The following is a 23981-nucleotide window of genomic DNA, read 5'->3' on the forward strand; positions in this document are numbered from 1 at the left end:
CACGCGGCTTCCAACCAGAAGGAAGAACATATGCCTGTAAGCATGACCGGCTTCGGCCGGTGCGAGACCAATGAACACGCCTGGACGCACGTCTGGGAGATCAAGAGCGTCAACGGCCGGTTCCTGGACGTCAAGTGGCGCATGCCCGGCTCCCTGCGCTCCCTGGAGAACGGCTGGGAGCGGATCGTGCGCACCTACGCCTCGCGCGGCCGGGTGGACGTCTCCCTGAACCTCGAGGTCCTGGACGCCGGGGTGCTCGGCGTGTCCTTCAACGAGACCATGGCCCAGGCCATGTTCCAGGCCATGGAAAAGCTGGCCGAGAGCCGGGGCGAGATATTCAATCCGGACTACAATCGGGTCCTGGCCATGCCCGCCCTGTGGCGCGACAGCGGCTCCGAGCCCGATCCCGGGCTGGCCGAGAGCCTGAACAAGGGGCTGGAAACGGCCCTGGCCGACTGGGTGGCTTCCCGGTCCCGCGAAGGCGAGGCGCTGGTGGCCGATCTCACGGCCCGGCTCGCCACCCTGCGCGAACTGGCCGACAAGGTCCGCGAGCGCGTGCCGGACATCCTCGAGGCCAAGAAGGCATCGCTCAGGCAGCGCATCACCGACATGCTGGAATCGGCCAACGCCGAATTTTCCGAAGACCGCATGCTCCAGGAGGTGGCCTACCTCACGGACAAGCTCGACGTGTCCGAGGAGCTGACCCGGCTCGACGCCCATCTGGAACGGCTGGCCGAGGTTCTGGCCGACAAGGACGAAGTGGGCAAGAAGCTCGACTTCCTGGTGCAGGAGACCTTCCGCGAGATCAACACCTGCGGCAACAAGGCGCAGGATACAGAGGTCAGCCGGTTGGTCGTGGATTTCAAGGCGGAGCTGGAACGCTGCCGCGAACAGGTGCAAAACATCGAGTAGGTAGGCATGCAGAAACAGGGATTACTCAACGTCGGTTTCGGCAATTTCGTGGTGCTTGACCGGGTCATCTCCATCGTCAACCCGTCCAGCGCGCCCATGCGGCGGCTGCGCGAGGACGCCCGCGCCGAGGGCCGGCTCATCGACGCCACCCAGGGCCGCAAGACCCGGGCGATCATCGTCACCGACTCCAACCATGTTGTCCTTTCCGCCATCCAGGCCGAGACCATCGGGCAGCGCTTCAGCGCGGACGAGGGGGAGTAGGTGGGTCAGGACGATCACAAATTCAGGCTGGGCGAGGTCCTGGTCGTCTGCGCGCCCAGCGGCACGGGCAAGAGCACGCTCATCGCCATGCTGCGCGAGCGCTACCCGGACTTCGGTTTTTCGGTCTCCTACACCACCCGCGCCCCGCGCGGGGCCGAGCAGGACGGACGGGAATACCACTTCGTGTCCCGCGAGACCTTTGTCGCCATGCGCAGCAAGGGCGCGTTCTGCGAGTGGGCCGAGGTCCACGGCAACTTCTACGGCACGGCCACCAAGCCGGTGGAGGCGATGCTCCATCAGGGTCAGGACGTGCTCTTCGACATTGACGTGCAGGGTGCCAAGCAGCTGAAAAAGACCTTCTACAAGGGCACCTTCGTCTTTCTGCTGCCCCCGTCCCGCGAGGAGCTGGTGCGCCGTCTCAAGGGGCGCGGCACCGACTCGGAGGAGTCCATCGCCAAGCGGCTGACCAACGCCTCGGGCGAACTGGCCCAGGCCGAATGGTTCGACTACTGGGTGGTCAACGACGACCTGGACGCGGCGTACAAGGAACTCGAGGCCGTGTACCTGGCCGGAAAGTGCAAGCCGTCGCTGCGGCCCGGCATTCTCGACAACATCATGAGGACCTGGGAAAACAATGGCTGAGCTCGTCGTCGCGTTGGATTTCAAGGAGGCGGACCCGGCCCTGGCCATGGCCCGGACCCTGCGGGGCGCGGCCCCGTGGATGAAGGTCGGCCTGGAGCTGTTCACGGCCGAGGGACCCAAGGTGGTCACTGGACTCAAGGAGATGGGCTTCAGGGTCTTTCTGGACCTGAAATTCTTCGACATCCCGAATACCGTGCAGGGCGCGGTGCGCTCGGCCGCTCGGCTGGGTGCGGACATCGTCGACATCCACGCCCTGGGCGGGGAACGCATGGCCCGGGCGGCCATGGAGGGATGCGCCGAGGGCACGGCTCCCGGCCAGACTCCTCCCCTGGTTCTGGCAATAACCATGCTGACCAGCATGGCCGAGGGCGACTTGCCCGTGAAGAACGCGCCGGGCCCCTCGGAGATGGCCCTTGACCTGGCGGTGAAAGCCAAGCAATATGGCTTAAATGGAGTGGTCTGCTCGGGCCTGGAAGTGGAGCGGATAAAAGGGGCCTGCGGGAGCGGGTTCGTCTGTCTCACCCCCGGCATCCGTCCGGCCTTTGCCGAGACCGGGGACCAGCGGCGGGTCGTCACTCCTGCGGAGGCGGTACGCGGCGGATCGGATTTCCTGGTGGTGGGCAGGCCCGTGACCAGGGCGAAACGGCCGGATGAAGCGGCCCGGGCGATCATCGAGGAGATGAGCCGGGCCCTATAGGAGTGTTGGATGGCCGAGCAGGGGCAGGGTGCCGATAACCGGCACGAAATAGTGCGGGACGGGGCCGAGAAGATCAAGGGCGTCTTCTCCACGCAGACCGTCGCCAAGGTCGGGACAGGGACCACGCAGCGCAAGACGATCCAGAAGACGTACTGGGACGCCGAGGAGCTCGACACCGGCGAAATTTCCGTCCAGCCCCTGAACCGCAACTACGTGCCCTCCGGCCCCAAGCGCAGCATCCCGCGCGACGATTTCCTGACCAAGTTCAACCCCGAACCCGAATTCTACGTGTCCACTGTCTATCCGGCCATCAAGGAGATGGACAGCGCCATCGTGCGCGGCGAGCAGCACCGCGAGCGGGGCGCGGCCTATTCCGCCGAGTTCGAGTACAAACAGGCCATGGCCATCGACGAGGAGAACGTCCGGGCCAACTTCGGCCTGGGACTGACTTACCTCGACCGGGGCGACCAGGCCAAGGCCAACGACATCTTCGAACGGCTGGTCGGGCTCGAGGCCGCCTTCGACGCCGAACACAAGCACCTGTTCAACGACTTCGGCATCAACATGCGCAAGAACAGGATGTACGACCAGGCCCTGCAGTATTATCTTCGTGCCGAGCAGCTGGTCCAGAACGACGAGCACCTCTACCACAACATCGCCCGCTGCTACTTCGAGAAGGGCAACGTGGAGGGGTGTCGGAAATATCTGCTCAAGAGTCTGGAAGTGAACCCGAACCTCGAGGCGAGCCTGAAGTTCTGGGCTTTCCTCAAGGACAAGGGATATGTGGGCAAGGACGAGGGACCTGACGTGTCGGCGGTCAAGCCCGACCGGCGGCCCAAGGATGATGCGGATGCGGCCGACGGGGAAAAACCGGCTCCGGCGGCGCCCATCAAGCTGGATTAAGGGTCCGGTGGGCCGCCCGGCGGCTTGGGGCAGGAGTGTTCATGAATCAGGATAAGATCCAGGGCTTTCTTCAGGAACTGCCGCTCATGCGCGAGGACCTGCCTTTTTCGCCCGAGGTCCTGAAGCAGCTGTTTGTCCAGACCGGCAACGGGTCGCTGGCCTCCATGGAGGACGTGGGCGAAACCCTGGGCAGGGACCAGGGGCTGACCGCCCGCATTCTGAAGCTGGCCAATTCCGCCTACTACGGCCTGCAGGCCGAGGTCCAGAGCGTGGCCCGCGCCGCCGCCGTGCTCGGCATGGCCGAAATCCGCAACATCGTCCTGGCGCTGGGCGTGACCGGGCTGACCCGGCGCTATTCCATGCCCGAGGATTTCGACCTGGGGCGCTACTGGGCGCACCAGTTCATGGTCGCCATGGTGGCCAGGGAACTGTCCCACATGATCGATGTGGGCAAGCCGGAGAACCTGTTCACCTCCGGGCTGCTCCACGATTTCGGCAAACTGGTCACCGCCCTGAAGCGCCCGGACGACTGGGCGGCCATCCGCGAGATGGCCGAGAGCGACGAGATGCTCGACAGCGAGGCCGAGGAGGAATACTGGGGGCTGGACCACGCGGTCATCGGCGCGCTGGTGCTGCGCTCCTGGGACTTGCCCGCAGCCCTGGTGGAGCCGGTCAACTGGCACCATTCGCCGGACCTGTCGCCTGATTTTTCGAACGAGTCCAACGTCATCAGCCTGGCCGACAGCGTGGTCCACGCCGTGGACGACCCGGACGGACGCTACGGCGAGCGGGTGGAGGAACTCTGCCGGGCCGTGGACGTGGACGTGGACGATCTTCTGGAAGTCGCCGAGGAGCTGGTCGACTCGGACGACATCGAACAATTCGTGAACATACTCTCCTGACCACACGGGAAAATCGCCTTGCCTTGCATCTGGAAACCCCGCAACGAGGGGGACGCGCCGCCGTCGGCCGCCGCCATGGCCGAAGAACTGAACGTATCGCCGCTCATCGTCGAAATCCTCTGGAACCGGGGGCTGACCGACGTGACCGAGATGGACCGCTTTCTCAGCCCGCTGCTGCGGCACATGGCCAATCCGGCCGAGGTCCCCGGCCTGACCGAGGCCGCCGAGACCATCGCCCAAGGGCTGGCCGAGGGCCGCGCCCTGGCCGTCTGGGGCGACTACGACGTGGACGGCATCACGGCCACGGCGGTCATCAAGGAATTCTTCGCCCTGCGCGGCCAAGACGTCATGCACCACCTGCCCAACCGCATGGAGGAGGGCTACGGCATGAACGTCGAGGGCGTGGAGCGGCTCCACGAGCAGGGCGCGACCATGCTCCTGACCGTGGACTGCGGCATTTCCGACATCGCGCCGGTGGCCCGCGCCCGGGAGCTGGGCATGACCGTGGTGGTCACGGACCATCACCTGCCCGGCGAGACCCTGCCCGAGGCCCACGCGGTGTGCGACCCGCGCCTGTCCGACGGCGGCCCGTGCGACGACCTAGCCGGGGTGGGCGTGGCCTTCATGCTCGTGGTGGCCCTGAACAGCCTTTTGCCCGGCGACAAGGTGGACGTGCGCCCGCTGCTCGATCTGGTGGCGCTCGGGACCATCGCGGACATCGTCCGGCTGACCGGCCAGAACCGCATCCTGGTCAAGAACGGTCTGCTGGTCATCAAGGACGCCAAACGGCCCGGCATGGCGGCGCTGAAGGTCGTCAGCGATTACGACCGCCAGGCCGAGCTCGGGGCCGGGCAGATCGGCTTTCACCTGGCCCCCCGGATCAACGCCGCCGGGCGCATGGGCGATCCGGAAAAGGCACTGAATCTGCTGCTGGCCAAGGATTTCGACTCGGCCATGCCCATCGCCGAGGAGCTCAACGCCATCAACATGGAGCGCCGCCGCCAGGAGCAGGAGATCGCGGACCAGGCCATGGCCCAGGCCGAGACCATGCGCCACATGGCCGGGCTGGTCCTGTACGCCGAACACTGGCATCCGGGCATCATCGGCATCGTGGCCTCGCGGGTGGTCGAGAAGTACTACCGGCCGACCCTGCTGCTCTGCGCGCCCGAGGCCGCGGGCGGCCTGATCAAGGGATCGGGCCGGAGCATCCCGGAGTTCAACCTGCACGACGGGTTGGCCGAGGTGGCCGACGTGCTCGAAGGGTTCGGCGGCCACGCCCAGGCCGCCGGGGTCTCGCTCAAGCCCGAGAACCTCGAAGCCCTGCGCGAACGATTCAACGACCACGTGGTGGCCACTCTTGGGGCCAAGCCGCTCACGCCCACCCTCAAGCTCGACCACGAGCTGGCCTTCTCAAACATCAACAACACCCTGCTCAAGGAACTGGAACTGCTCCAGCCCTTCGGCATGGGCAACCCCGAGCCGGTCTTTGCCACCAGGCCCGTGCGCGTGGCCGAGCACGCCCTGTTCGGCCGCGAGGGCGAACACGTCAAGCTCGTCCTCGAGGACCAGGAGTCCGGCGCGAAGCTGCCCGGCAAGGCCTGGCGCATGGCCGACTCCCTGACCCGCGCCGTGCACAACCGGGTCATGCGCTTCGCCTTCACGCCCAAGATCGACCGGTTCCGGGGGATTCCGAGTATTGACCTGCGTATTCGGGATTGGATCTTTTAGGTTTTAAAATCAGGGCTGGATGGCCGCTGCGCGGCGATAATTAGATGATTTCGCCTCCGGCGGGCAGGGGCTCGCACCCCTGCACCCCATATATGCGCCTTCGGCGCGCGGTGTTTCTATAGGAAAAAAGAAGGCCGACACGGTGATATTACCTGTCGGCCTTCTTTTGTAGTGTTTGTCAGTCTGGTTAAACGAAGTCGGCGGCGTTGTAGCTGGACCGCACCAGCGGGGCGCTGAACATGTGGCGGATACCGCGCTTTTTGCCTTCTTCGGCGTACATCTCGAAGACCTCGGGCTCCACATACCGTTTGACCATGGGGTGCTGACGGCTGGGCTGCATGTACTGGCCGATGGTCACGATGTCGCAGGCTATGGCCGCTAGGTCGTCCAATACGGTCATGATCTGGTCGTCGGTCTCGCCCAGGCCGACCATGATCCCGGACTTGGTCGGGATGTCCGGACACATGCGCTTGGCGTTCTCCAGCACGGCCAGGGACTGGCGGTAGTCCGCCTGGGGCCGGATGGCATCGTACAGGACCGGCACGGTTTCCAGGTTGTGGTTGAGCACGCTTGGGCGCGCGTCGAGTACTGCCTTGAGTGCTGATTCGTCACCCTGAAAGTCCGGGATGAGGACCTCCACCGTGCACTCGGGCATGGCCTCGCGCACGGCCCGGATGCAGGCCGCGAAGTGGCCGGACCCGCCGTCCGCGAGGTCGTCGCGGGTGACCGAGGTGATGACCACGTGCTTGAGTTTGAGTCGGCGCGCGGCCTCGGCCACGCGGCCGGGCTCGCTCGGGTCCAGCGGTTCCAGGTCGCCGGAGGTGATGTTGCAGAACGCGCAGTTGCGCGTGCAGATCGCCCCCATGATCAGGAAGGTGGCCACGTTCTTGGAAAAGCACTCCCATTTGTTGGGGCACTTGGCGCTTTGGCAGACCGTGTTCAGGTGCAGGTCGCCGATGAGCTCCGAGGTGTTGGAGAAGTTCTCGTTACTCGGCAGCTTGATCCGCAGCCACGGCGGAATTCGCAAAGGCTTTTGCAAAGGCTCGCTTGAAGACATGCTTAACGTCCTCCATGTCGATGTCCCGCCCGGCTTCGGCGGAGATGGAAGTGGGTACCGCGCCCTGGATGCCGCACAGGGTGATGGCGTCGAAAAGGCTCGTGTCACGGGCCACGTTCAAAGCCAGGCCGTGGTAGGTGACCCAGCGGCGCACGCCGATGCCCATGGAACATATTTTGCGGGTCTCGTTCACCCAGACGCCCGGATGCTTGGGACGCCGGATGGTCTCGACCCCGAAGTGCGCGCAGGTGTCGATGACCGCCTGCTCCATGTCGTGGAAGAACTGGCGCATGCCGCCTGGCCGCTTCTCCACCCGCCAGATGGGGTAGGCCACCAGCTGGCCGGGGAAGTGGCAGGTGATGTTCCCGCCGCGCGTGGTCTGGACCATGTCGATGCCCCGGATCTGCAGCTCCTCGGGGTCCAGGTGCAGGTTCTCGGAACCGCCCAGGCGGCCCAGGGTGATGACGTTGGGGTGCTCCAGCAGGAACACGGTGTTTTCCTGTTCGCCGCCGGACACGGCGTCCAGGGCTTTCAGTTGCAGGGCTTCGGCGTCCTTGTAGCCGATCAGCCCGAGATCGATGATCTTCATTGCTCGCTCTTATGGTTTGTAGGGGAGGATGAGCGCCTTGGACTTGAGGTCCGTCTTGGGGTTTTGCGGCCAGGCGGGCGCGATCAGTTGGCCCGGGAACAGGGGGTGCGCGCCGGGCGCGTACTCGATCAGGGTCAGCCCCTTGTCCGAGCAGGCGTACTGACCCCTGCCGCCGTGCAGCTTGAAGGGCTCGGAAACGGCCCGCACCGCGCCCCACTCGGAAGCGCCGCCGGGCGAAAGATAGAGGAAGTTGAGGCTGACGTTGTCCTTTGCCAGGGACGCCTCCCCGGAAATCCGCTCCAGCCACTCGGGCGCGCCCTTGGTAGAGAAGTTGAAGTGGCACCACGGCCCCTGGCCCATGGCGGGCATGGGGCATTCGCCCGTGTGCGGGCACGGCGCTATGGGCTTGTAGCTCTTTTCCAGAAACTGGGCGCGCATCTCGGCTATGATCCGCCCGGCCAGGCGCACGCCGGTCTCCACGAGCAGGATGCGTCCGGTCTCCTTGGCGGAGCCGATCATGTGCGCGGCCAGCTTTTCGGCCTGGGGCCGGGTGGACCGGCCGGACCAGTCCAGCTCGTTGAAGGCGTTGGCGGCCATGAGCAGGTCCGCCTTGTCGCGGATGTGGTCCGTGAACCCGGCCTTGACCGTCTTGATCCGCCAGGGCGAGCCTTCGCCCGCCAGGGCCTGGAAGAGCTTGAGCCCGGTGGCCATGGTCTTGGGCGCGATGTCCAGGCAGGTGAAGTTCAGACGCCGTTCGCGCAGATGCGGCCGGGACATCCACAGGGCCAGGACCGTGGTCAGCGGGCCGGTGCCGAGATCGGCCACGTTGCCGTCCTCGGGGATGTCCAGTTCCAGGCCGGTGAACAGCCGGGACAGGCGGAACAGGTTCCAGGGCAGGAAATAGTAGAGATACGGCGACAGGAACTTGTCGTCGGTCATGTACTCCTTGCGTCGGGTGGACCGTTCGTTGGTCAGGCTGCGCGACATGTCCCGGATGTCGTACTTCAGCTGGTCGCGGTGCTTGCCCCTGAGCGGCCAGGCGCGCTTGAGCAACCCCTCGAAGCGTACGAGCTGTTCGACGTTGTCCTCGGTCAGGTTGGGAAACAGGCCGTCAATCGACATAGGAAAAACGCATCCTTTGGATGAATTGGTCGCCAAAATCGGCGTCGCCGGTCAGGTCCACGCGGGTCAGCCCCTCGGGCAGGGATTCGGCGAAGGTCCGCGCCGCCGGGTCGGCCAGGAGCAGCTCCGTGCCCTTGAGCGACGTGTTGCCCTCCTTGACCGTCCGGGCCGCGCAGCCGGGCGGCAGAAAGCCCAGGGTCTCCAGGTCGGCGGGCGAGACGTGTTCGCCCAAGGCACCGGCCAGATAAATTCGCTTCAGCCCGCCCGGACCGATTCCGGCGGCCCCCAGCAGGGTGGACACGGCCAGGTTGAAGGCCGCCTTGACCTTGAGGATCTCCTCCACGTCCGAGGCCGGGAGCCTGACCTCGCCGTTGACCGCAAAGGCGGGCTCGCCGTCCAGGGCCGTCACCCGTTCCGCCAGCCGCGCGGCCAGGGGAGTGGTCCCCTGGGCAAAGCGCCCGGTCTCGTCCAGCACGCCGTGGACGCGCAGCACGGCGGCCAGGGACAGATAGCCCGTGCCGGTCATGCCCGTTCTCGTCGCCTGGGCGGCGTCCGAGTCATCGAAATAGCGGGTTTCCAGCCCCTTGGGCGTCAGCTGGAAGCCGGTGATCGCCCCGGGCCCGGCGGTGCGGCCGAAGGACAACCCCACGCCTTCCAGGGCGGGGCCCATGGGCACGCTGGCGCACAGCCGCTCAGTGGGCGACAAGGCCAGGATGAACTCGCCGTTGGTCCCGAGGTCGGCCAGGAGGAACGGATACTGCGGCTCGCCGCCATACTCCACGGCGGTCAGCCCGGCGGACAGGTCCGCGCCCACGAAGGGCGCGAGCAGGGGCGGGATGTACGCGGGGGGCAACCCCGCGCCCAAGCGTTTCTCGTCGCCGCCGAAATAGGTCAGTTCGTAGGGCGCGGCGGCCAGGTCGTCCGGCTTCTTGCCGAGCAGGATGTAGGTCATGGCCGGGTTGCCGGAAACGGCCAGCGCCACGCAGTTCCCGCCCAGGTTGCGGGCGGCCAGCTGGGCCAGCTCGGTGATGCGGTCGGTGATCAGGGCGCGGAGCACGAACCGTCCCTCCGCCGTGGACGCGGCGGCCAGCCGGGACATGACTTCGGACCCCATGCCCATCTGCGGGTTGAGTTCGCGGCCCGTGGCCACGGGTTCTCCGTCAACCAAAGCGGTCCAGTGAACCGACGTGGTGCCCAGGTCCACGGCCAGGGCGAAGTCGCCGCAGGCCTGTTTCAGGGCGCGTACGGCACGCTGGCTGCGTACCGGTTCGGGCAGCTCGATCTCGCACGGCTCGGACGGGTGCAGGCAGGCAAGCCGCCAGCCTTGGTCGAGCCGGTCCTGGCCGAGCTTCTTCAACTCGTCGCGATTCGCCTCGGGCGCATCCTTGAGATAGCGCACGCGGCACAGGCCGCACTTGCCCAGTCCGGAGCACAACGGCACGCCGTGCCATAGCCGGGAGAGAAATATGGTCCGGGCCAGGGTGTCGCCCGGCCTGGGTTCCAGGGCGAAGCGTCCGCCGTCATGGGTGTGTATAAGTATGCTCACGTGATCTCCGTGGGGCGCAGACTAGCCCAAGGCGCGTGCGCTGTAAACGGCGGGCATCGGGATTGGCAGCGGGGGCGGGAATTGGTAATGATTTTGGTCAGCGAGGAATCAAACGAAAGGAAGGCATCATGTCTCGGATAAAGGCCAATGGCATTGACATTGAGTACGATACGTTCGGCGATGACAAGGGGCCGGCGTTGTTGCTGATCATGGGCGGCGGAAGCCAGATGATCTATTGGGAGTCCGGATTCTGCGAGATGCTGGCGGAGCGTGGGTGTTACGTGATCCGTTTCGACAACCGGGACGTAGGCCTGTCCACCAAGTTCGACGAGGCTGGCGTACCCGACATCGCGGCGGCCATGGCCGGTCGGTCGGTGGCGCCCGCCTATACCCTCGAGGACATGGCGGATGACGCCGTGGGCCTGCTCGACGCCCTTCGTATCGACAAGGCGCACGTCTGCGGCGCCTCGGTCGGGGGCATGATCGCCCAGGTCGTGGCGTACCGGCACCCGGCGCGCGTCCTGAGCCTGACGTCCATCATGTCGAGCACGGGGAACCCCGAACTGCCCAAGATTGCGGACGACGTCCTGGCAGAGGTGTACAAGCCCATTCCGGCCGAGCGCGAGGCGTTCGTCGCGCACCAGACGGACATGTGGCGGAAGCTGTGGAGCCCCGGTTTTCCCTTTGAGGAGGAACGGTTGCGGAATCTTCTGGGCGCGAGTTTCGACCGGTCCTATCATCCGCAGGGCATGGCCCGACAGGGACTGGCCGTCGGGGCCCACGGCTATCGGAAATCCTCCATCGCTTCGATCAAGGCCCCCGCGCTCGTGATCCACGGCGACAGGGACCCCTTCATGTCCCTGGAGGGCGGCAGGGAGACGGCCCGGCTCATACCGGACGCGGAACTGCTGGTAATCGAAGGCATGGGCCACGACCTGCCCACACCGGTCTGGCCGCGCATCGTGGACGCGATGGCCGAACACATGCGGCGGGCGGCCCGGCAATAGTGGCTCGTTCAAGACTAAGGGAGATGGAGGCGGAGGCGCCCCTGGCAGCGCTCCATGCGCTCCGGACCGACTGGTTGAAACTCGGCTAGCCCTCTCCTGACCTCGATCCCGTCTCTTCCGGAGCGCCTCATGCGGTTCTCCTGATCCAAAGGGGTTCCCGGACCTTTCCCCTTCCCCCGGCCGCTAGCAGCGGTTCATGCGCTTGAGCGCGTCGTGGAGGTGGCTGAGCCAGATGTCCACCAGGCGGTCGTATTCGCCCGCGCCCTTGAGTTCGGCCTCGCACTCGATGCCCGCCTTTTCCAGGCGGGTCTTCCAGCTGGTCTCGGAGTCGCCGACCATGTCGCGGGCGGCGTGCCAGCCCGCGCCGAAGAGGAAGGGCAGGAGATGGGCTTTTCTGACGCCGTCGCGGGTGAACCGTTCGATGATCGCGTCGATGCCGGGTTCGGCCTCCATGGCCCCCATGTGAACGGACGGGTCGCGCTGTTGGAAGGCGCGGTGCAGGGCCTCGTAGTAAACGTTGCCGTCGTGCTTGGTGCCGTGGCCCATGAAGAGCACGGCGTCGTTCTCGCCCTTGCCCTGTTCGGCGATGGCCAGGACCGCGTCGGCCACCGCTTCCACGCCCGCCTCGCCGGCCACCAGGGGGAAGCCGACTTCCACACGGGTGAAGCCGTGCTCGCGGAGCATGAGCTCGTTGGCCAGGCCGAGGAGTTCGTGGAACTCGGTGCCCGGGATGAGGTGCAGGGACTGGACGGCCACGTGGGTGACGCCTTCGCTCAGGAGCTTGTCCAGGGCGGCGGGCACGGAGTCGGCCTCTTCGCCCGCCTTCTTCATGTGGCCCCGGATGGTCTTGGAGGTATAGGCCACGCGCACCGGGATGTCCGGGTAGGCCGCCCTGACCCGCTCGGTGATGTGGCTGAGCGAGGCCATGGCGTTCTTGTGCCGGGAGCCGAAGGCGGCCAGGACGATGGCGGTGCTCACGCCTTGTTCCTCTTGACCAGGGCCAGGGAGAAGTAGTGCGGCTGCTTGGGCGCGTCCTTGATGTCCATGAGGATGGACTCCTCGTCCATGCCCAGGCGGGAGACGAGCACCGTGGTGTCGGCCAGGCGGAGCTTGGTCAGCAGGGCGCGGATGTCGTCGAAGTTCTTGTACGCCTTGAGGATGACCGCGTTGTCGGCGGTGTTCAGCTGCTCCTCCAGGCGGGCCGGATCGGCCACGCCCGAGGTGATCAGCAGGGACTCCTTGGACTCGCACAGGACCAGGCCGATGCGCGCGGCCGCGGCGTGAAAGGAGGTGATGCCCGGCACGGCGCGCAGGCGCAGGTCCGGGTTCATGGCCAGCAGGGTGCGCTGCAGGTAGCCGTAGGTGGAGTAGGTCAGGGGATCGCCCAGGGTCAGGAAGGCGGCGTCCTGGCCGTTGTCCAGGACCTCGGCCACGAGCCGGGCGTTCTCGGCCCAGGCCTCGTCCAGGGCGTCCTGGTCCTTGGTCATGGGGAAGCCCAGGCGGACGATGCGCACGTCGTCCTTGAGATGCGGTTTGGCGATTGAGTAGGCCGTGGAATAGTCGTTTTTGGTGGAGGCGGCGGCAAAGATCACGTCCACCTGTCCGAGGACGCGCACGGCCTTGAGGGTGAGCAATTCCGGGTCGCCGGGGCCGACCCCGATGCCGTAGAGGGTGCCTTTCTTGGTCACGTTGTCTATCCGTTCTGTTTTTGTCGGTAGCCGACTGTGTCTGTTTTGCGTTGGCCCGTCAACTTGGGGCTAGGGATGCAGGAGCTGGTACACGGTATCGATGCCTTCGAGCAGGCGCAGGGTGGGGCGCGAGACCAGGTGCTCGTCCACCAGGAAGACGTTGCGGGTCAGGACGGCCCTGATACGCGAGGCGGCCGGGCTGTTCACGATGTCGCCGACCGAGACGTCGTTCATGGTCCCGTGCTGGGCCAGGTAGACGTCGATTTTATTCCCTTTGTCCAGCAGCCGTTCCAGGCCGTAGTCCGCGATGTTGGTTCCGTGGCGGGGGCGGGCGTCGGCGGCCACGTTGATGCCGCCCGCCTTTTCCAGGACGAACAAGGGCATGGAGCCGGGCGAGAAGGTGGCGGACTTGCGGTGGATGGATTCGAAGAACACGCCGGGCCGCTCTTCCACGGGGATGGTGGACAGCCGGTCCTCGGCGCGGCGCACGCCGTCGCGAAAGTCCTCGATCATGTATTCGGCCTTGGTCTGGCGGCCGGTCAGGGCGCCCAGGGCGCGCCAGTAGTCGAACATGGCCTCGACGGAGTCGGGCTGGAGCGAGACCACGGTGACGCCGTGGCGGGCGAGCGCGTTCCACAGCCCGGCGTAGGTGCGCATGTGCATGGGCCGGACCAGGATGAGGTCGGGCTTGGCGGCCAGGAACTTCTCCACCCCGTCCCGGGCGTTGAAGGCGGGCTTGGCCAGGGCCGCGGCCGGATAGTCCTCGCCTGTGGACACGCCGATGATCTGCTCGTCCAGTCCGAGGGCGAAGAGGTTTTCGGTGTGCGCCCCGTACAGGGAGATGATCCGGGTGAACGGCTTTTCGAAGGCGACGGTCCGTCCCGAATCGTCGGTGATGGTCCGGGCCTGGGCGGTGGAACAGAGGAGCAGGATGAAGGCGAAGGTGAAGAAGAGGCGTTTCAAGATCGGTTTCCTTGGATATAGGCGATGTGCGGTCCGTATTCGGTTTCCAGAACGGCTGCGCGCACGCCGAAGACCGCGTGGATGTTTTCGGGAGTGAGCGTGCGGGACACGTTGCCATAGGCGTGAACGGCCCCTTTGTCCAGCATGACCAGGTTGTCGCAGTACCGCGCGGCCAGGTTCAGGTCGTGGAGCACGGCCACCACGGTGCGGCCCGTTCCGGCCAGCCGGGCGAGCTCCTCCATGGTCGCCATGGCGTGGCGGATGTCCATGGCCGAGGTGGGTTCGTCCAGGAGCAGGGCCGGGGTGTCCTGGGCCAGACCGCGCGCCACGGCGGTGCGCTGGCGCTCGCCCCCGGACAGGTCGGCCACGGGACGGTGGCGCAGGCTTGAGAGGTCCATGCCGGCCAGGGCCTGTTCCACGCGTTCCATGTCGCGCAGCGAAGGGCGGCTGAACCGGGGAATGTGCGGGTGCCGCCCCATGAGCACGGTCTCGGCCACGGTGAACGGGAAGCGCAGGGGCTGGTCCTGGGAGACCAGGGCGCAGCGTGCGGCCAGCCGGGCCGGAGGACAGCCGGACACGTCCTCGCCGTTGAGGCGCACCGCGCCCGAGGTGGGCGCGATCAGCCCGGCCAGCAGGCCGAGCAGGGTGGACTTGCCGCTGCCGTTGGGCCCGACGACCCCGTGGACCATGCCCGGGGCAAAGCCCAGGTCCAGGCCGTGCAGGACCGGCGTGTCGCCGTAGGAGAAGCCGAGGTCCTGCAGGGTGAAGGTGGCGCTATCCACGGGCCAGCCTCCGGGAGCGGCTGAATATCCAGCAGAAGACCGGGCCGCCGATGAGCGCGGTGAGCACGCCGATGGGCACCTCGTGGGGCAGCAGCGCGCGGGTCACGGTGTCGGCCAGCAGGAGCAGGATGGCCCCGCCCAGGCCCGAGGCGGGCAGCAGCCAGCGGTTGTCCGGGCCCACGACCATGCGCATCAGGTGCGGAACAATCAGCCCGACGAAGCCGATGATCCCGCTCACGGACACGCAGACCGCGCTGACCAGGGAGGCGGTCACCAGCAGGATCAGGCGCACCCGGCCGGTGTCCACGCCCAGGCTGCGGGCCGAGCGGGTTCCCAGGCTCATGATGTTCAGGTCGCGGCCGTAGTAGAGGCAGACCGCGAAGGCCGTCAGCGCGGCGAAGCCGGCCAGGGCGGCGTCGCCCAGGGTCCGGCCCACGAAGCTGCCCATGAGCCAGAAGACGATGACCGAAACCCGCTCATCGGCCAGGTACTTGATGAAGCTGATGCCCGCCGAGAGGATGGCCGAGACGATGACCCCGGCCAGGATGAGCGAGGCCGGGGACAGCTCGCCGTCCCGCCCGGCCAGCGAGATGACGGCGGCTAAGGTCAGGGCCGCGCCCGCAAAGGCCAGGACCAGGAGGGTGGCCGGTCCGAAAAAGGAGAGCCCCAGGAGCAGGGCCAGGGCCGCGCCGAAGGCCGCGCCCGAGGACACGCCCAGGGTGAACGGGTCGGCCAGGGGGTTGAGCAGCAGCCCCTGGAAGACAGCGCCCGCCACGGCCAGGCCGAAGCCCACGGCCGTACAGGTCAGGATGCGCGGCAGGCGGACGTCGAAAAGGATGCCCGCCGTGGTGGCGCTCAGGGAATCCGCCGCCCCCCTCAGCCCGTCCAGCAGCCCGCGCAGGATCTCGTCCGGCGGGATGGGGATGACTCCCAGGCCGCAGGCGGCCAGGCCCAGCCCGGCAAGCACGGCGGCGAGCAGGGCCACGGTCAGGCCGTTGCGCAGGGGGGTACGGGAGGCGGCGGTCGTCATGATCCTATTGCGCGCCCGGCGTTGCGGCCATGGCGTCCTTGAGATGGTCCACGTAGATGTCGGCCCAGCCGTCGAGCATGCCCAGGCCGCGCAGGTCGGTGGTCACCGTGTAGCCCCGCTTGGTCAGCATGGTCTTCCAGGAGTCGTCCTCGTTGCCGGCCATGTCGTTGGAGGCGTGGTCCCCGGCCACGATCATGAACGGCTTGAGCAGGACCTTTTTCTTGCCCGCGCCCTTGAGCTGCGCCTCCATGTCGTCGAAGGCCGGATAGCCCTCCACGCAGCCGATGAAGATGGGGTAGCCGTATTCAGCCTGGAGCACCTTCTGGAATTCCGCATAGATGCCCGTGGAGAAGAAGTCGTTGCCGTGGCCCATGTAGACCAGGGCAGCGCCAAGCTTTTTGGCCTGGTCCACGTCGTCCTTGAGGATCTTGGCGGCCCGGGCCATGTCCTCGGTGTACGGATATTCCGTGCCGGGCATGCCCAGGGCCGGGCGGCCGACGGCGAGCCGGGCGAAGGGCATGTTCTTGGCCTTGAGGGTGCGGATGGCCTTGAGCCCGCCGATCAGGGCGAGCAGGTCGTTGAACTCCTCGCCCGCGAAAACGTGCAGGGACTGCACGGTGACGTCGCGGTAGCCGTCGTTCTGGAGGTCCGCGATGGTGGCCAGCGGGTGCTTGACGTACAGGACTTCCTCGGGGATGTCGGCGTGCGCCGTTTTCCAGGCCGCGTCGTCCTGACGCTTCTGCCAGATGTGGCGGATGATGTTGGAGGTGAAGGCCAGGCGCACGGGCACGCCGGGGTTGGCCGCTTCCACCTTGGTCTTGATGTTCAGGATGGATTTGACCGCTTCGGGATAGGAGGTGCCGAAGGCGGCCAGGACGATGGCCGGTTTGGCCGGGCCCTCGTCGTGGTGCCCGGCCTGCGCCGGGACGGCCAGCAGCAGGGCGAGCAGGAGGAAGATGGAGTTTCTGAACAAGGTCATCAATGTTCTCCAAAAGGGGCGGGTGAGGGAAATGAAAAACCCCTTCCTCATCGAATTCAGAGGAAGGGGTCCGTATTATTCCCTTCGATACCTCGGCGGCAAGCCCACGTACCACCGTGGCAAGTCCTTTGCGCGCTTCAGGCAGGTCTTCCGGCTGGTCCCTCCCGCTGCCGCCTTCCCAGGGGAAACCCCAGTGGCATGAATGGCAGCGGTTCGGCAGGACGTCACGGCGGCGGGTCCGCTCCCGATTCGCACGGGATTCCCTATTGAGTCCGAGGACACCTGAAGATTGAGGATTATGCTCCGGGCGGCGGTTATGTCAAGGAGGAGTCGGCGGCCTTGGCGATGCGTTCCTGGAATTGCTGGATCATTTCCTCGGCGTTGATGACCAGGGCGTCGGATTCGCCCATCATGCCGTAGCCCAGGATGGGGATGTCGAAGATTTCCTGCACCGGCACGGTGAAGCCGGTGATGACCACCTGCTGCTGGCGGAGCACTTCGTCCACCAGGATGGCCCCCTTGTAGTCGCCCACCCGGACCACGATGGCCTGGGCCATCTCGATGTTGTCGATCTCCGGGGTCAGTTCCAGGAGGTCGGCCAGCCGGAGCAGGGAGTGGATCTCGCCGCGCACGTCCACGGTCTCGCGGCCGTCGGGCAGTTCGACCACGTCGTTGTGCCGGGGCATGTATATCTCGACCACGTCGCGGCTGGGCATGATGAAGGTGTCGCCGCCCACCTTGCAGACCAGGGCGTCCACGATGCCCTCGTTGGCCGAGCGGTCCAGGGGGATGACGATGGTGAAGGACGCGCCCTTGCCGAGCGTGCTCTTGATGGACACCTCGCCGTCCAGGGCGACCTTGATGGCGTTGACCACGGCGTCCATGCCCACGCCGCGCCCGGACACGTCGGTGATCTTTTCGGCCGTGGAGAAGCCGCTCTGGAGCACGAACTGGAGAATCTCCTCGGTCTCGTACTCCTTGTCCGGGTCGGCCAGCCCCTTTTCCAGCGCCTTGGCCAGGATGCGGTCCGGGTCCAGGCCGCGCCCGTCGTCGCTGACCTGGATGAAGGCGCTGTCGCCCTTGCGCCAGGCGGACAGGGTCACGGTGCCGCTTTCCGGCTTGCCCGCGGCCTTGCGTCCCTCGGGGTCTTCCAGGCCGTGGTCCACGGCGTTGCGGAGCAGGTGGACCAGGGGTTCGTTCAGGGATTCCACGATGGTCTTGTCCAGGGCCAGGTCGTCGCCCTTGACCTCGAAGTCGAGCTTCTTGCCGATCTTCTGGGACAGGCTCTTGACCAGCCGGTGCATGGGCATGAAAATCTGCTTGAGCGGCACCAGGCGGATGGCGTTGACCTCCTGCTGGAGCCGGGTGATGACGTTGTCCAGCTCGCGCAGGCTGGAGGCCATCTGGGTCATGCTGGTGGCCCCGCCCTGGGCGATGACCGCGTAGGTGACCATGAGCTTGCCGACCAGTTCGATGACCCGGTCGAGCCGGTCGGTGGCCACGCGGATGGAGGAGATGGCCGAGGTTGCGGACTTGGCGTCCGCCTTGGAGTCGGACTTGGACTCGGCCTTGGCGTCCGCCTTGGAGTCGGGTTTGGATTCGGTGCCCGCTTCCTCTTCCTCGGGCACGTCGGCCTCGGCCGTGGGCGGTTCCTCGAAGGCCTTGGCCGCGTCCTCCTCGGACTCCTCGATCACCGGGGCGGACGGCGAGGTCTTGATCTTGGCCAGGGCGTCGGCGCTGCCCTCGAGCAGGCCGCCCAGGGCGAAAAAGAACTTCTTCTGGGCCTCGCAGATGCCGAGCAGGGAGGTGATGATCTCGCTGTTGACCGGCGTGATGCCGTCCTTGAGCATGTCCAGCAGGGCGATGACCCCGGCGGAGGAGAGCTGCATGCAAGACAGGCCGAGTGCGTCCACCACCGCCTCGACCCCCTGGCCGGTGGCGTCAACTTCGAGGATCTGCTGTTCGATGTCCTCGATGCACTGGATGATGCTGTCCTGCATGGCTTCCCCTTATTGCGCGGTGAAGTAGGTTTCCCTGTCGGGATATATGGAAATGGTTTTGTCGAGGCCCCACCCGATAAGCGTCTGCTTGGCGTCCGGGGAGAGGTTGCAGGCCGCGATCTTGAAGGTCGTGCCCATGCTGGCCACGGCGGCCCAAGCCCCGGAGCCGAAGGTCAGCACCCCGCCGAGGTCCAGGAGCACCGGGTCGCCGGGCTCGATGGACAGGATGGCGGAGATGATCGGTTTGAAGTGGCCCTCCAGGTGGACGCGCGGGTCCTTGACCGTGATCACGGTCACCCCGTCCCGGGTCTCCACGTCCACACCCGCGCCGAGCGACTCGCCCTCGGCCTGTTCGCTGGAGGACGCCTCCTTGATCAGGGACAGGACCTCCTCGCGCTCACCGGTGTCCGTGTCGCCCTCCCTGAGTTGTTCCAGAACCTGGAAGATCATGTTCACCCCGCGCGAGAGCAGGGTCACGTTGCCCGGCGTCGACTCGACCTCGCCGGACTGCACCTTCTTCAGGAAATCCTCTATCTTGTGAGTGAAGTGGGAAGCCTCTTCAAAGCCCGCCATGAACCCGGTTACGCCCTTGATGGTGTGCAGGGGGCGGGCCAGGATCTCGATGCCCTGGCTCAGATCGTCGCCCTCGAGCAGTTCGAGTCCCTCCATTACCTGGGGGTAATACTTGTCGTTGACTTCGGAGAAGAACTCCTCGACCATCGGGTCTTCGCTCATGACGGGTCCTCGGCTTTACTTGTGCAGGAGCCCGAGCTTTTCCAGCTCGGCGTACAACTTGTCTTTGGCGACCGGCTTGACGATGTAGGCCGAAGCCTCGCCGTCGTGGAAGGTTCGGATGACCGTCCGGGGGTCGTCCAGGGCCGTGGTCATGATCACCTTGACCCTCGGCCGGTAGTTGTGCTTTGTCTCGAGGGCCCGAATCTTCTGCAACGCCTCTATCCCGTCCACCTCGGGCATCATGATGTCCATGAGGATCAGGTCGTACGGCCTGTTTTCGTCATGGCCCAGCTTGAACGCCTCGACCGCCTCCCGGCCGTTGACCACGATGTCCACCTCGAAGAGGGTCATCAGGAACGACCGCAGGACCTTGCGGCTTAGGAATTCGTCTTCGACAATAAGTGCACGCATTTCGTTCTCCGCTTTCTTGTCTTGGAAAGAGAATTCACATCTTCTTTTCCTACGTAAAATGAAAAAATGTCAATATGATGATAGGAATTTATAACTCGCATCACATTATAATCTGGCCGGTTGCGACACCCAGGGAGGGGGTCCGGGGTTGCCAAACCATTGCAGAATGGATACCAACGCCGCATGCCCAGACAGATAACGGAAGAAAGGAAAAAACGCATCGACGCGGTGCTGTCCAGGCGGCAGCGGGACCTGACCCTGATCATGGACAACATCTGGGACCCCCACAATGTTTCGGCGGTCCTCAGGAGTTGCGACGCCTTCGGCGTGGCCGGGGTGCACTTGTACTACACTGACTCGCAGTGGCCCGACCTGGCCCAGAAGAGTTCGGCCTCGGCCAAGAAATGGATCGAGCGCACCGAGCACGTGGACGCGGCCGAGATGGTCGCCGAACTGAAGGGGCAGGGCATGCGCATCCTGCGCACCGGGTTTTCGGACACGGCCCGGCCGGTCATGGACATCGACTTCACCCGGCCCACGGCGGTCATCCTGAGCAACGAGCACCGGGGCACTTCGCCGGATCTGGCCAGGCTGGTCCCGGACGAGGTCTACATCCCCATGCAGGGCATGGTCCAGAGCTTCAACGTCTCGGTGGCCGCGGCCATCATATTGTATCAGGCGTTCACCCAGCGGAACGCCGCCGGCATGTACGACCAACCCTCCTTCTCCCGGGAGGAACTGGAATCGCTCAAAACCCAATGGTATTCGAGGTAAGGAGAGAGTCATGCAAGAGTTGCTCAAGGCCCTGCGTTCCAACGGCATCGTCATATACCCCACCGAAACCCTCTACGCGCTGGGCTGCGACGCCACCAGCGAGAAGGCCTGCGACCGCGTGGCCCACGTCAAGGGACGCTCCGAGGAACGGCCCCTGCCGCTGATCATCGGCGGGCTGGACATGCTCGACCTGGTCACCGCCGAAAAGTCCCGCTCCCTGCTGGACCTGGCCGGTGCGTTCTGGCCCGGCCCGCTGTCCATCCTGGTCAAGGCTCTGCCCGGACTGCCCGCCTGGCTGTCCGACGAGGAGGGCTACACCTCGGTGCGCTGGTCCGGCCATCCCTTTGCCTCGGAGCTGTCGCGCCGGTTCCGCAAGCCCATCGTGGCCACCAGCGCCAATCTGTCGGGCAAGCCTCCGGCGGCCATGCCCGAGGACATCGATCCCGCGCTCCTGGAAATGGTCGACGGCGCCTACTTCGACCCGCCGTGGCCGCGCGGCCACAAACCGTCCACCGTGGTCCGCATGCTCGGCTCCAGCCAGCTGGAGATCATCCGCGAGGGCGAGATATCCATCAAGAAACTCTGCGACAAGGGGTTTTCCGTGGCCGTGCGCAACGCCTGATCCGTTCGGGCGGGTCAAAAAACTTGAACCCGCCTTCACGGGAAATGGACCGTTGCCGGTCCGAGGTAAAAAATCTTGTACCCTTTTCCGGGCGCAGGATTTTTTATTTTTCTTTTCTCTTTACTGTAATTTACTGATTTTATATGATATATATGAAATATATCCAATTTAAACGACGTTGGCACGGCCATTGCTGTATCCTAAACAAGTTCTTCCTTTTATTTGCACACGAGAAAGCCAAGGCTTCACCGGATGGTCCGATGAAGCCTTTCTCGTATGGTTTCGCATGAATATATATTGTCTTTAAAAACAGTATGTTGATGAAATCGTAGTCAATCTTTTCCTCTGATGCCGCGCCGGGGACGGCGGGTATCCGTGGGCCGGAAGAGGCGTGCGGCAGGGTTAAAAAAGTGGAATCCCTTTCCCGGGGTTTGACTTCGCGGCCGTGTTTGGGGACAGTCCTGCCGTATCCATAAGCCAACGGAGCGTGCCATGGGCAAAGTGCAAACCTGTCCCCATTGCGGGGGCGAAATTCATGTGTATCGGAATCCCACCCCCACGGTGGACGTGGTCATCGCCATGCCGCTGGAAGGCGGCGGCCAGGGCGTGGTCCTGGTGAAGAGAAGCAATCCGCCTCTGGGCTGGGCCCTGCCCGGCGGATTCGTGGACTACGGCGAGACCTGCGAGCACGCGGCCGAGCGCGAGATGCTGGAGGAGACCGGTCTGGCCGTGCGGTTGACCGGCCTGCTCGGGGTCTATTCGGACCCGGCCCGCGATCCGCGCGGCCACACCATGAGCGTGGTCTACACCGGCGTGCCCGAGGACCCGTCGCGGCTCGCGGCGGGCGACGACGCGGCCGAGGCCAGGGTCTATCCCCTGGGTGAGTGGCCCGAGCTGGCCTTTGACCACGCCCGGATTTTGGCGGACTATCTGGCCTCGCTCAAGGCCCGCGAAACCTCCTGTCCGGACGCGGATTGACTTGGCCCGGACCCGGGCGTAGCCTCCCGAAACCGGCCTTTCCCGAACCTACCGCTTTCAAGGTAAAACGATCATGCGAACCCTGTGCATAACCCTCGGAGATCCCTGCGGCCTCGGCCCCGAGCTGGTCACCAGGCATTTCCTGGACTCCGGCGAGTCCACGGACCGGTTCCTGCTCATCGGCCCGGTCCCGGCCCTGGACCGCGAGCTGGCCCGGCTGGGCGCGGCCCGTTTCTTCACCCCCATCGATTCCCCGGACCAAATCAGCGACAAGGGGCCCGGCGTCTACATCCACCAGCCGTCCGAATTGGACGGCGTTCGCTTTCCCCCGGGCGCGCCGTGCCGCGAAGGCGGCCTGTCGGCGGGCGTCAGTATGGACGCCGCCATTGATGTCCTCCAGTCCGGCCTGGCCCAGGGGCTGCTGACCTGCCCCCTGAACAAGGCCATGCTCAACGCCGCCGGGTTCGACTTCCCCGGCCATACGGAATTTCTCGCCGAAAAGCTCGGCGTGGGCCGCGACAACGTGTGCATGCACCTGTGCGGCCACGACCCGGACGACCCCTCGCCCAAGCTGCGCGTCAGTCTGGTGACCACCCACCCGCGCCTGCGGGACGTGCCCGCCCTGGTCACCGGGGAGCGAATCCTGCACTGCCTGCGGTTGACCGCCGACTTCCTCGAGCGCCTCGGCCTGGACGGCCCCATCGGCGTCTGCGGCCTCAACCCCCATGCCGGGGAGTCCGGGCGCATCGGGGACGAGGAGATCACCACCGTCGTCCCGGCCCTGGAACAGGCCAGGGCGGAGGGCATCGACGTGGCCGGTCCCATACCGGGCGACACCATCTTTCACTTCGCGGCCAAGGGGCAGTACCCGGCCGTGCTGGCCATGTACCACGACCAGGGGCTGGCCCCGCTCAAGCTGCTCCATTTCAGCCGCGCCGTGAACGTCACCCTGGGGTTGCCGTATCCGCGCACCTCGCCCGATCACGGCACCGGCTACGACCTGGTGGGCACGGGCGAGGCGTCCATCGACAGCTTCCGGGCCGCCCTGGACATGCTCCGGAAACTGGTCGGCGAGGCGGAGTGACCATGTTCAAGCGCTATGTGCTCCTCGACCGGGACGGGACCATCATCCATGACAGGCACTACCTGCACGACCCGGACGGGGTGGAGCTCCTGCCCCAGGCCGCCGAGGGTCTCAAGCGCATGCAGGGCATGGGCTTCGGCCTGGCCGTGCTGACCAACCAGAGCGGCGTGGCGCGCGGCTACTACGGTGTGGACGCGGTCCATGCCTGCAACGAGCGCATGATCGAACTCCTGGCGGCCGAAGGCGTGGCCGTCGACGGCGTCTTCTACTGTCCGCACGAGCCCAAGGACAAGTGCCGCTGCCGCAAGCCCAAGCCCGGACTCATGGAACAGGCCGCCGCGCAGCTTGATTTCGACCCGGCCCAGGCCTTCATGATCGGCGACAAGTCCGCCGACATCGGGCTGGGCAACAACACCGGCGCGACCTCCATCCTCGTGCGCACCGGCAAGGGCGCGAAACAGGAAGCCAAATGCGGCCAACGCGCCGACCACGTCTGCGACGACCTCTTCGCCGCCGCGCTGTACATCGAAAGTTTGATGTAGCCTCCGGCGGCCAGGGGGGAAGGGGAG

General features: G+C 65.7%; 26 protein-coding genes and 1 riboswitch. Of the genes, 13 read left to right on the plus strand and 13 right to left on the minus strand.

Annotated elements, in window-relative coordinates; all coding sequences use genetic code 11:
* Positions 1-30: 30 nt before the first annotated feature.
* The 7 genes from BerOc1_RS15485 to recJ are packed head-to-tail and all read left to right on the plus strand — an operon-like array spanning position 31 to position 6045.
* Positions 31-912 carry a YicC/YloC family endoribonuclease gene (locus BerOc1_RS15485; RefSeq protein ID WP_071546551.1) on the plus strand — a complete coding sequence of 294 codons (882 nt, stop codon included), beginning with the start codon at positions 31-33 and terminating at the stop codon, positions 910-912.
* Between the two features lie 6 nt (positions 913-918).
* The gene (locus tag BerOc1_RS15490; protein ID WP_071546552.1) at positions 919-1173 is read left to right on the plus strand and encodes a DUF370 domain-containing protein; all 255 of its coding nucleotides are present in this window, start codon (positions 919-921) and stop codon (positions 1171-1173) included.
* Positions 1174-1815, plus strand: a complete 642-nt coding sequence (gmk, locus tag BerOc1_RS15495; protein ID WP_071546553.1) for a guanylate kinase — start codon at positions 1174-1176, stop codon at positions 1813-1815.
* Entirely contained in the window at positions 1808-2512 is a 705-nt protein-coding gene (gene pyrF / locus BerOc1_RS15500; protein WP_071546554.1) for an orotidine-5'-phosphate decarboxylase, read from the plus strand. The genes gmk and pyrF overlap by 8 nt, the downstream gene beginning before the upstream one ends.
* A 9-nt stretch (positions 2513-2521) precedes the next feature.
* Positions 2522-3415: a tetratricopeptide repeat protein gene (locus BerOc1_RS15505; RefSeq protein WP_071546555.1), complete on the plus strand. Its 894-nt coding sequence runs from the start codon at positions 2522-2524 to the stop codon at positions 3413-3415.
* 41 nt (positions 3416-3456) lie between these two features.
* Positions 3457-4317, plus strand: a complete 861-nt coding sequence (locus BerOc1_RS15510) for an HDOD domain-containing protein (RefSeq protein ID WP_071546556.1) — start codon at positions 3457-3459, stop codon at positions 4315-4317.
* A gap of 18 nt (positions 4318-4335) precedes the next feature.
* Positions 4336-6045, plus strand: coding sequence for a single-stranded-DNA-specific exonuclease RecJ (gene recJ / locus BerOc1_RS15515; protein ID WP_071546557.1), 1710 nt, complete (start codon positions 4336-4338; stop codon positions 6043-6045).
* 187 nt (positions 6046-6232) lie between these two features.
* Here the strand turns inward: recJ and lipA are convergent, their stop codons facing one another.
* Genes lipA through BerOc1_RS15535 form a run of 4 tightly spaced genes read right to left on the minus strand, consistent with a single transcriptional unit; the run spans position 6233 to position 10359 of the window.
* Positions 6233-7102: a lipoyl synthase gene (gene lipA / locus BerOc1_RS15520; RefSeq protein WP_071546558.1), complete on the minus strand. Its 870-nt coding sequence runs from the start codon at positions 7100-7102 to the stop codon at positions 6233-6235.
* Positions 7032-7691, minus strand: coding sequence for a lipoyl(octanoyl) transferase LipB (gene lipB, locus BerOc1_RS15525; RefSeq protein ID WP_071546559.1), 660 nt, complete (start codon positions 7689-7691; stop codon positions 7032-7034). The genes lipA and lipB overlap by 71 nt, the downstream gene beginning before the upstream one ends.
* A gap of 9 nt (positions 7692-7700) precedes the next feature.
* Positions 7701-8813 (minus strand): small ribosomal subunit Rsm22 family protein, encoded by a 1113-nt coding sequence (locus BerOc1_RS15530; RefSeq protein ID WP_071546560.1) that lies wholly within the window; start codon positions 8811-8813, stop codon positions 7701-7703.
* A complete protein-coding gene (locus BerOc1_RS15535; RefSeq protein ID WP_071546561.1) occupies positions 8803-10359 on the minus strand; it encodes an ASKHA domain-containing protein in 1557 nt (518 codons plus the stop codon). The genes BerOc1_RS15530 and BerOc1_RS15535 overlap by 11 nt, the downstream gene beginning before the upstream one ends.
* A 128-nt stretch (positions 10360-10487) precedes the next feature.
* Here BerOc1_RS15535 and BerOc1_RS15540 point away from each other — a divergent pair, with 128 nt between their 5' ends.
* The gene (locus BerOc1_RS15540) at positions 10488-11366 is read left to right on the plus strand and encodes an alpha/beta fold hydrolase (RefSeq protein WP_071546562.1); all 879 of its coding nucleotides are present in this window, start codon (positions 10488-10490) and stop codon (positions 11364-11366) included.
* 183 nt (positions 11367-11549) lie between these two features.
* Here the strand turns inward: BerOc1_RS15540 and BerOc1_RS15545 are convergent, their stop codons facing one another.
* From BerOc1_RS15545 to BerOc1_RS15585, 9 genes are all read right to left on the minus strand, one after another.
* Entirely contained in the window at positions 11550-12344 is a 795-nt protein-coding gene (locus BerOc1_RS15545) for a sirohydrochlorin cobaltochelatase (RefSeq protein WP_071546563.1), read from the minus strand.
* On the minus strand, positions 12341-13054 hold the full coding sequence (cobI, locus tag BerOc1_RS15550) for a precorrin-2 C(20)-methyltransferase (RefSeq protein ID WP_071546564.1): 714 nt from the start codon (positions 13052-13054) through the stop codon (positions 12341-12343). The genes BerOc1_RS15545 and cobI overlap by 4 nt, the downstream gene beginning before the upstream one ends.
* Positions 13055-13123: 69 nt before the next feature.
* Positions 13124-14017 carry an ABC transporter substrate-binding protein gene (locus BerOc1_RS15555; protein ID WP_071546565.1) on the minus strand — a complete coding sequence of 298 codons (894 nt, stop codon included), beginning with the start codon at positions 14015-14017 and terminating at the stop codon, positions 13124-13126.
* The gene (locus tag BerOc1_RS15560) at positions 14014-14799 is read right to left on the minus strand and encodes an ABC transporter ATP-binding protein (RefSeq protein ID WP_071546566.1); all 786 of its coding nucleotides are present in this window, start codon (positions 14797-14799) and stop codon (positions 14014-14016) included. The genes BerOc1_RS15555 and BerOc1_RS15560 overlap by 4 nt, the downstream gene beginning before the upstream one ends.
* Complete coding sequence (locus BerOc1_RS15565) at positions 14792-15829, minus strand: FecCD family ABC transporter permease (RefSeq protein WP_071546567.1); 1038 nt, start codon at positions 15827-15829, stop codon at positions 14792-14794. The genes BerOc1_RS15560 and BerOc1_RS15565 overlap by 8 nt, the downstream gene beginning before the upstream one ends.
* A gap of 4 nt (positions 15830-15833) precedes the next feature.
* Positions 15834-16808, minus strand: a complete 975-nt coding sequence (locus BerOc1_RS15570; protein ID WP_071546568.1) for a sirohydrochlorin cobaltochelatase — start codon at positions 16806-16808, stop codon at positions 15834-15836.
* A 123-nt stretch (positions 16809-16931) separates the two neighbouring features.
* A riboswitch (cobalamin riboswitch) is annotated at positions 16932-17109 on the minus strand.
* 13 nt (positions 17110-17122) lie between these two features.
* Entirely contained in the window at positions 17123-18808 is a 1686-nt protein-coding gene (locus BerOc1_RS15575; protein WP_071546569.1) for a chemotaxis protein CheA, read from the minus strand.
* Positions 18809-18817: 9 nt separating this feature from the next.
* Positions 18818-19543 (minus strand): Hpt domain-containing protein, encoded by a 726-nt coding sequence (locus tag BerOc1_RS15580; RefSeq protein ID WP_071546570.1) that lies wholly within the window; start codon positions 19541-19543, stop codon positions 18818-18820.
* 15 nt (positions 19544-19558) lie between these two features.
* Entirely contained in the window at positions 19559-19954 is a 396-nt protein-coding gene (locus BerOc1_RS15585) for a response regulator (RefSeq protein WP_071546571.1), read from the minus strand.
* 183 nt (positions 19955-20137) lie between these two features.
* On the opposite strand from BerOc1_RS15585, the gene BerOc1_RS15590 reads away from it, so the two are divergent.
* The 5 genes from BerOc1_RS15590 (at position 20138) to gmhB (ending at position 23954) form a co-directional block, all read left to right on the plus strand.
* Complete coding sequence (locus tag BerOc1_RS15590) at positions 20138-20728, plus strand: TrmH family RNA methyltransferase (protein ID WP_071546572.1); 591 nt, start codon at positions 20138-20140, stop codon at positions 20726-20728.
* A 10-nt stretch (positions 20729-20738) separates the two neighbouring features.
* Positions 20739-21350, plus strand: coding sequence for an L-threonylcarbamoyladenylate synthase (locus BerOc1_RS15595; protein ID WP_071546573.1), 612 nt, complete (start codon positions 20739-20741; stop codon positions 21348-21350).
* Positions 21351-21842: 492 nt separating this feature from the next.
* On the plus strand, positions 21843-22328 hold the full coding sequence (locus tag BerOc1_RS15600) for an NUDIX domain-containing protein (protein WP_071546574.1): 486 nt from the start codon (positions 21843-21845) through the stop codon (positions 22326-22328).
* A 73-nt stretch (positions 22329-22401) separates the two neighbouring features.
* Positions 22402-23412 carry a 4-hydroxythreonine-4-phosphate dehydrogenase PdxA gene (pdxA, locus tag BerOc1_RS15605; protein ID WP_071546575.1) on the plus strand — a complete coding sequence of 337 codons (1011 nt, stop codon included), beginning with the start codon at positions 22402-22404 and terminating at the stop codon, positions 23410-23412.
* A gap of 2 nt (positions 23413-23414) precedes the next feature.
* Positions 23415-23954, plus strand: coding sequence for a D-glycero-beta-D-manno-heptose 1,7-bisphosphate 7-phosphatase (gmhB, locus tag BerOc1_RS15610; protein ID WP_071546576.1), 540 nt, complete (start codon positions 23415-23417; stop codon positions 23952-23954).
* The last annotated feature ends 27 nt before the right edge of the window (positions 23955-23981 follow it).

Source organism: Pseudodesulfovibrio hydrargyri (assembly GCF_001874525.1).
Lineage (GTDB): Bacteria > Desulfobacterota > Desulfovibrionia > Desulfovibrionales > Desulfovibrionaceae > Pseudodesulfovibrio > Pseudodesulfovibrio hydrargyri.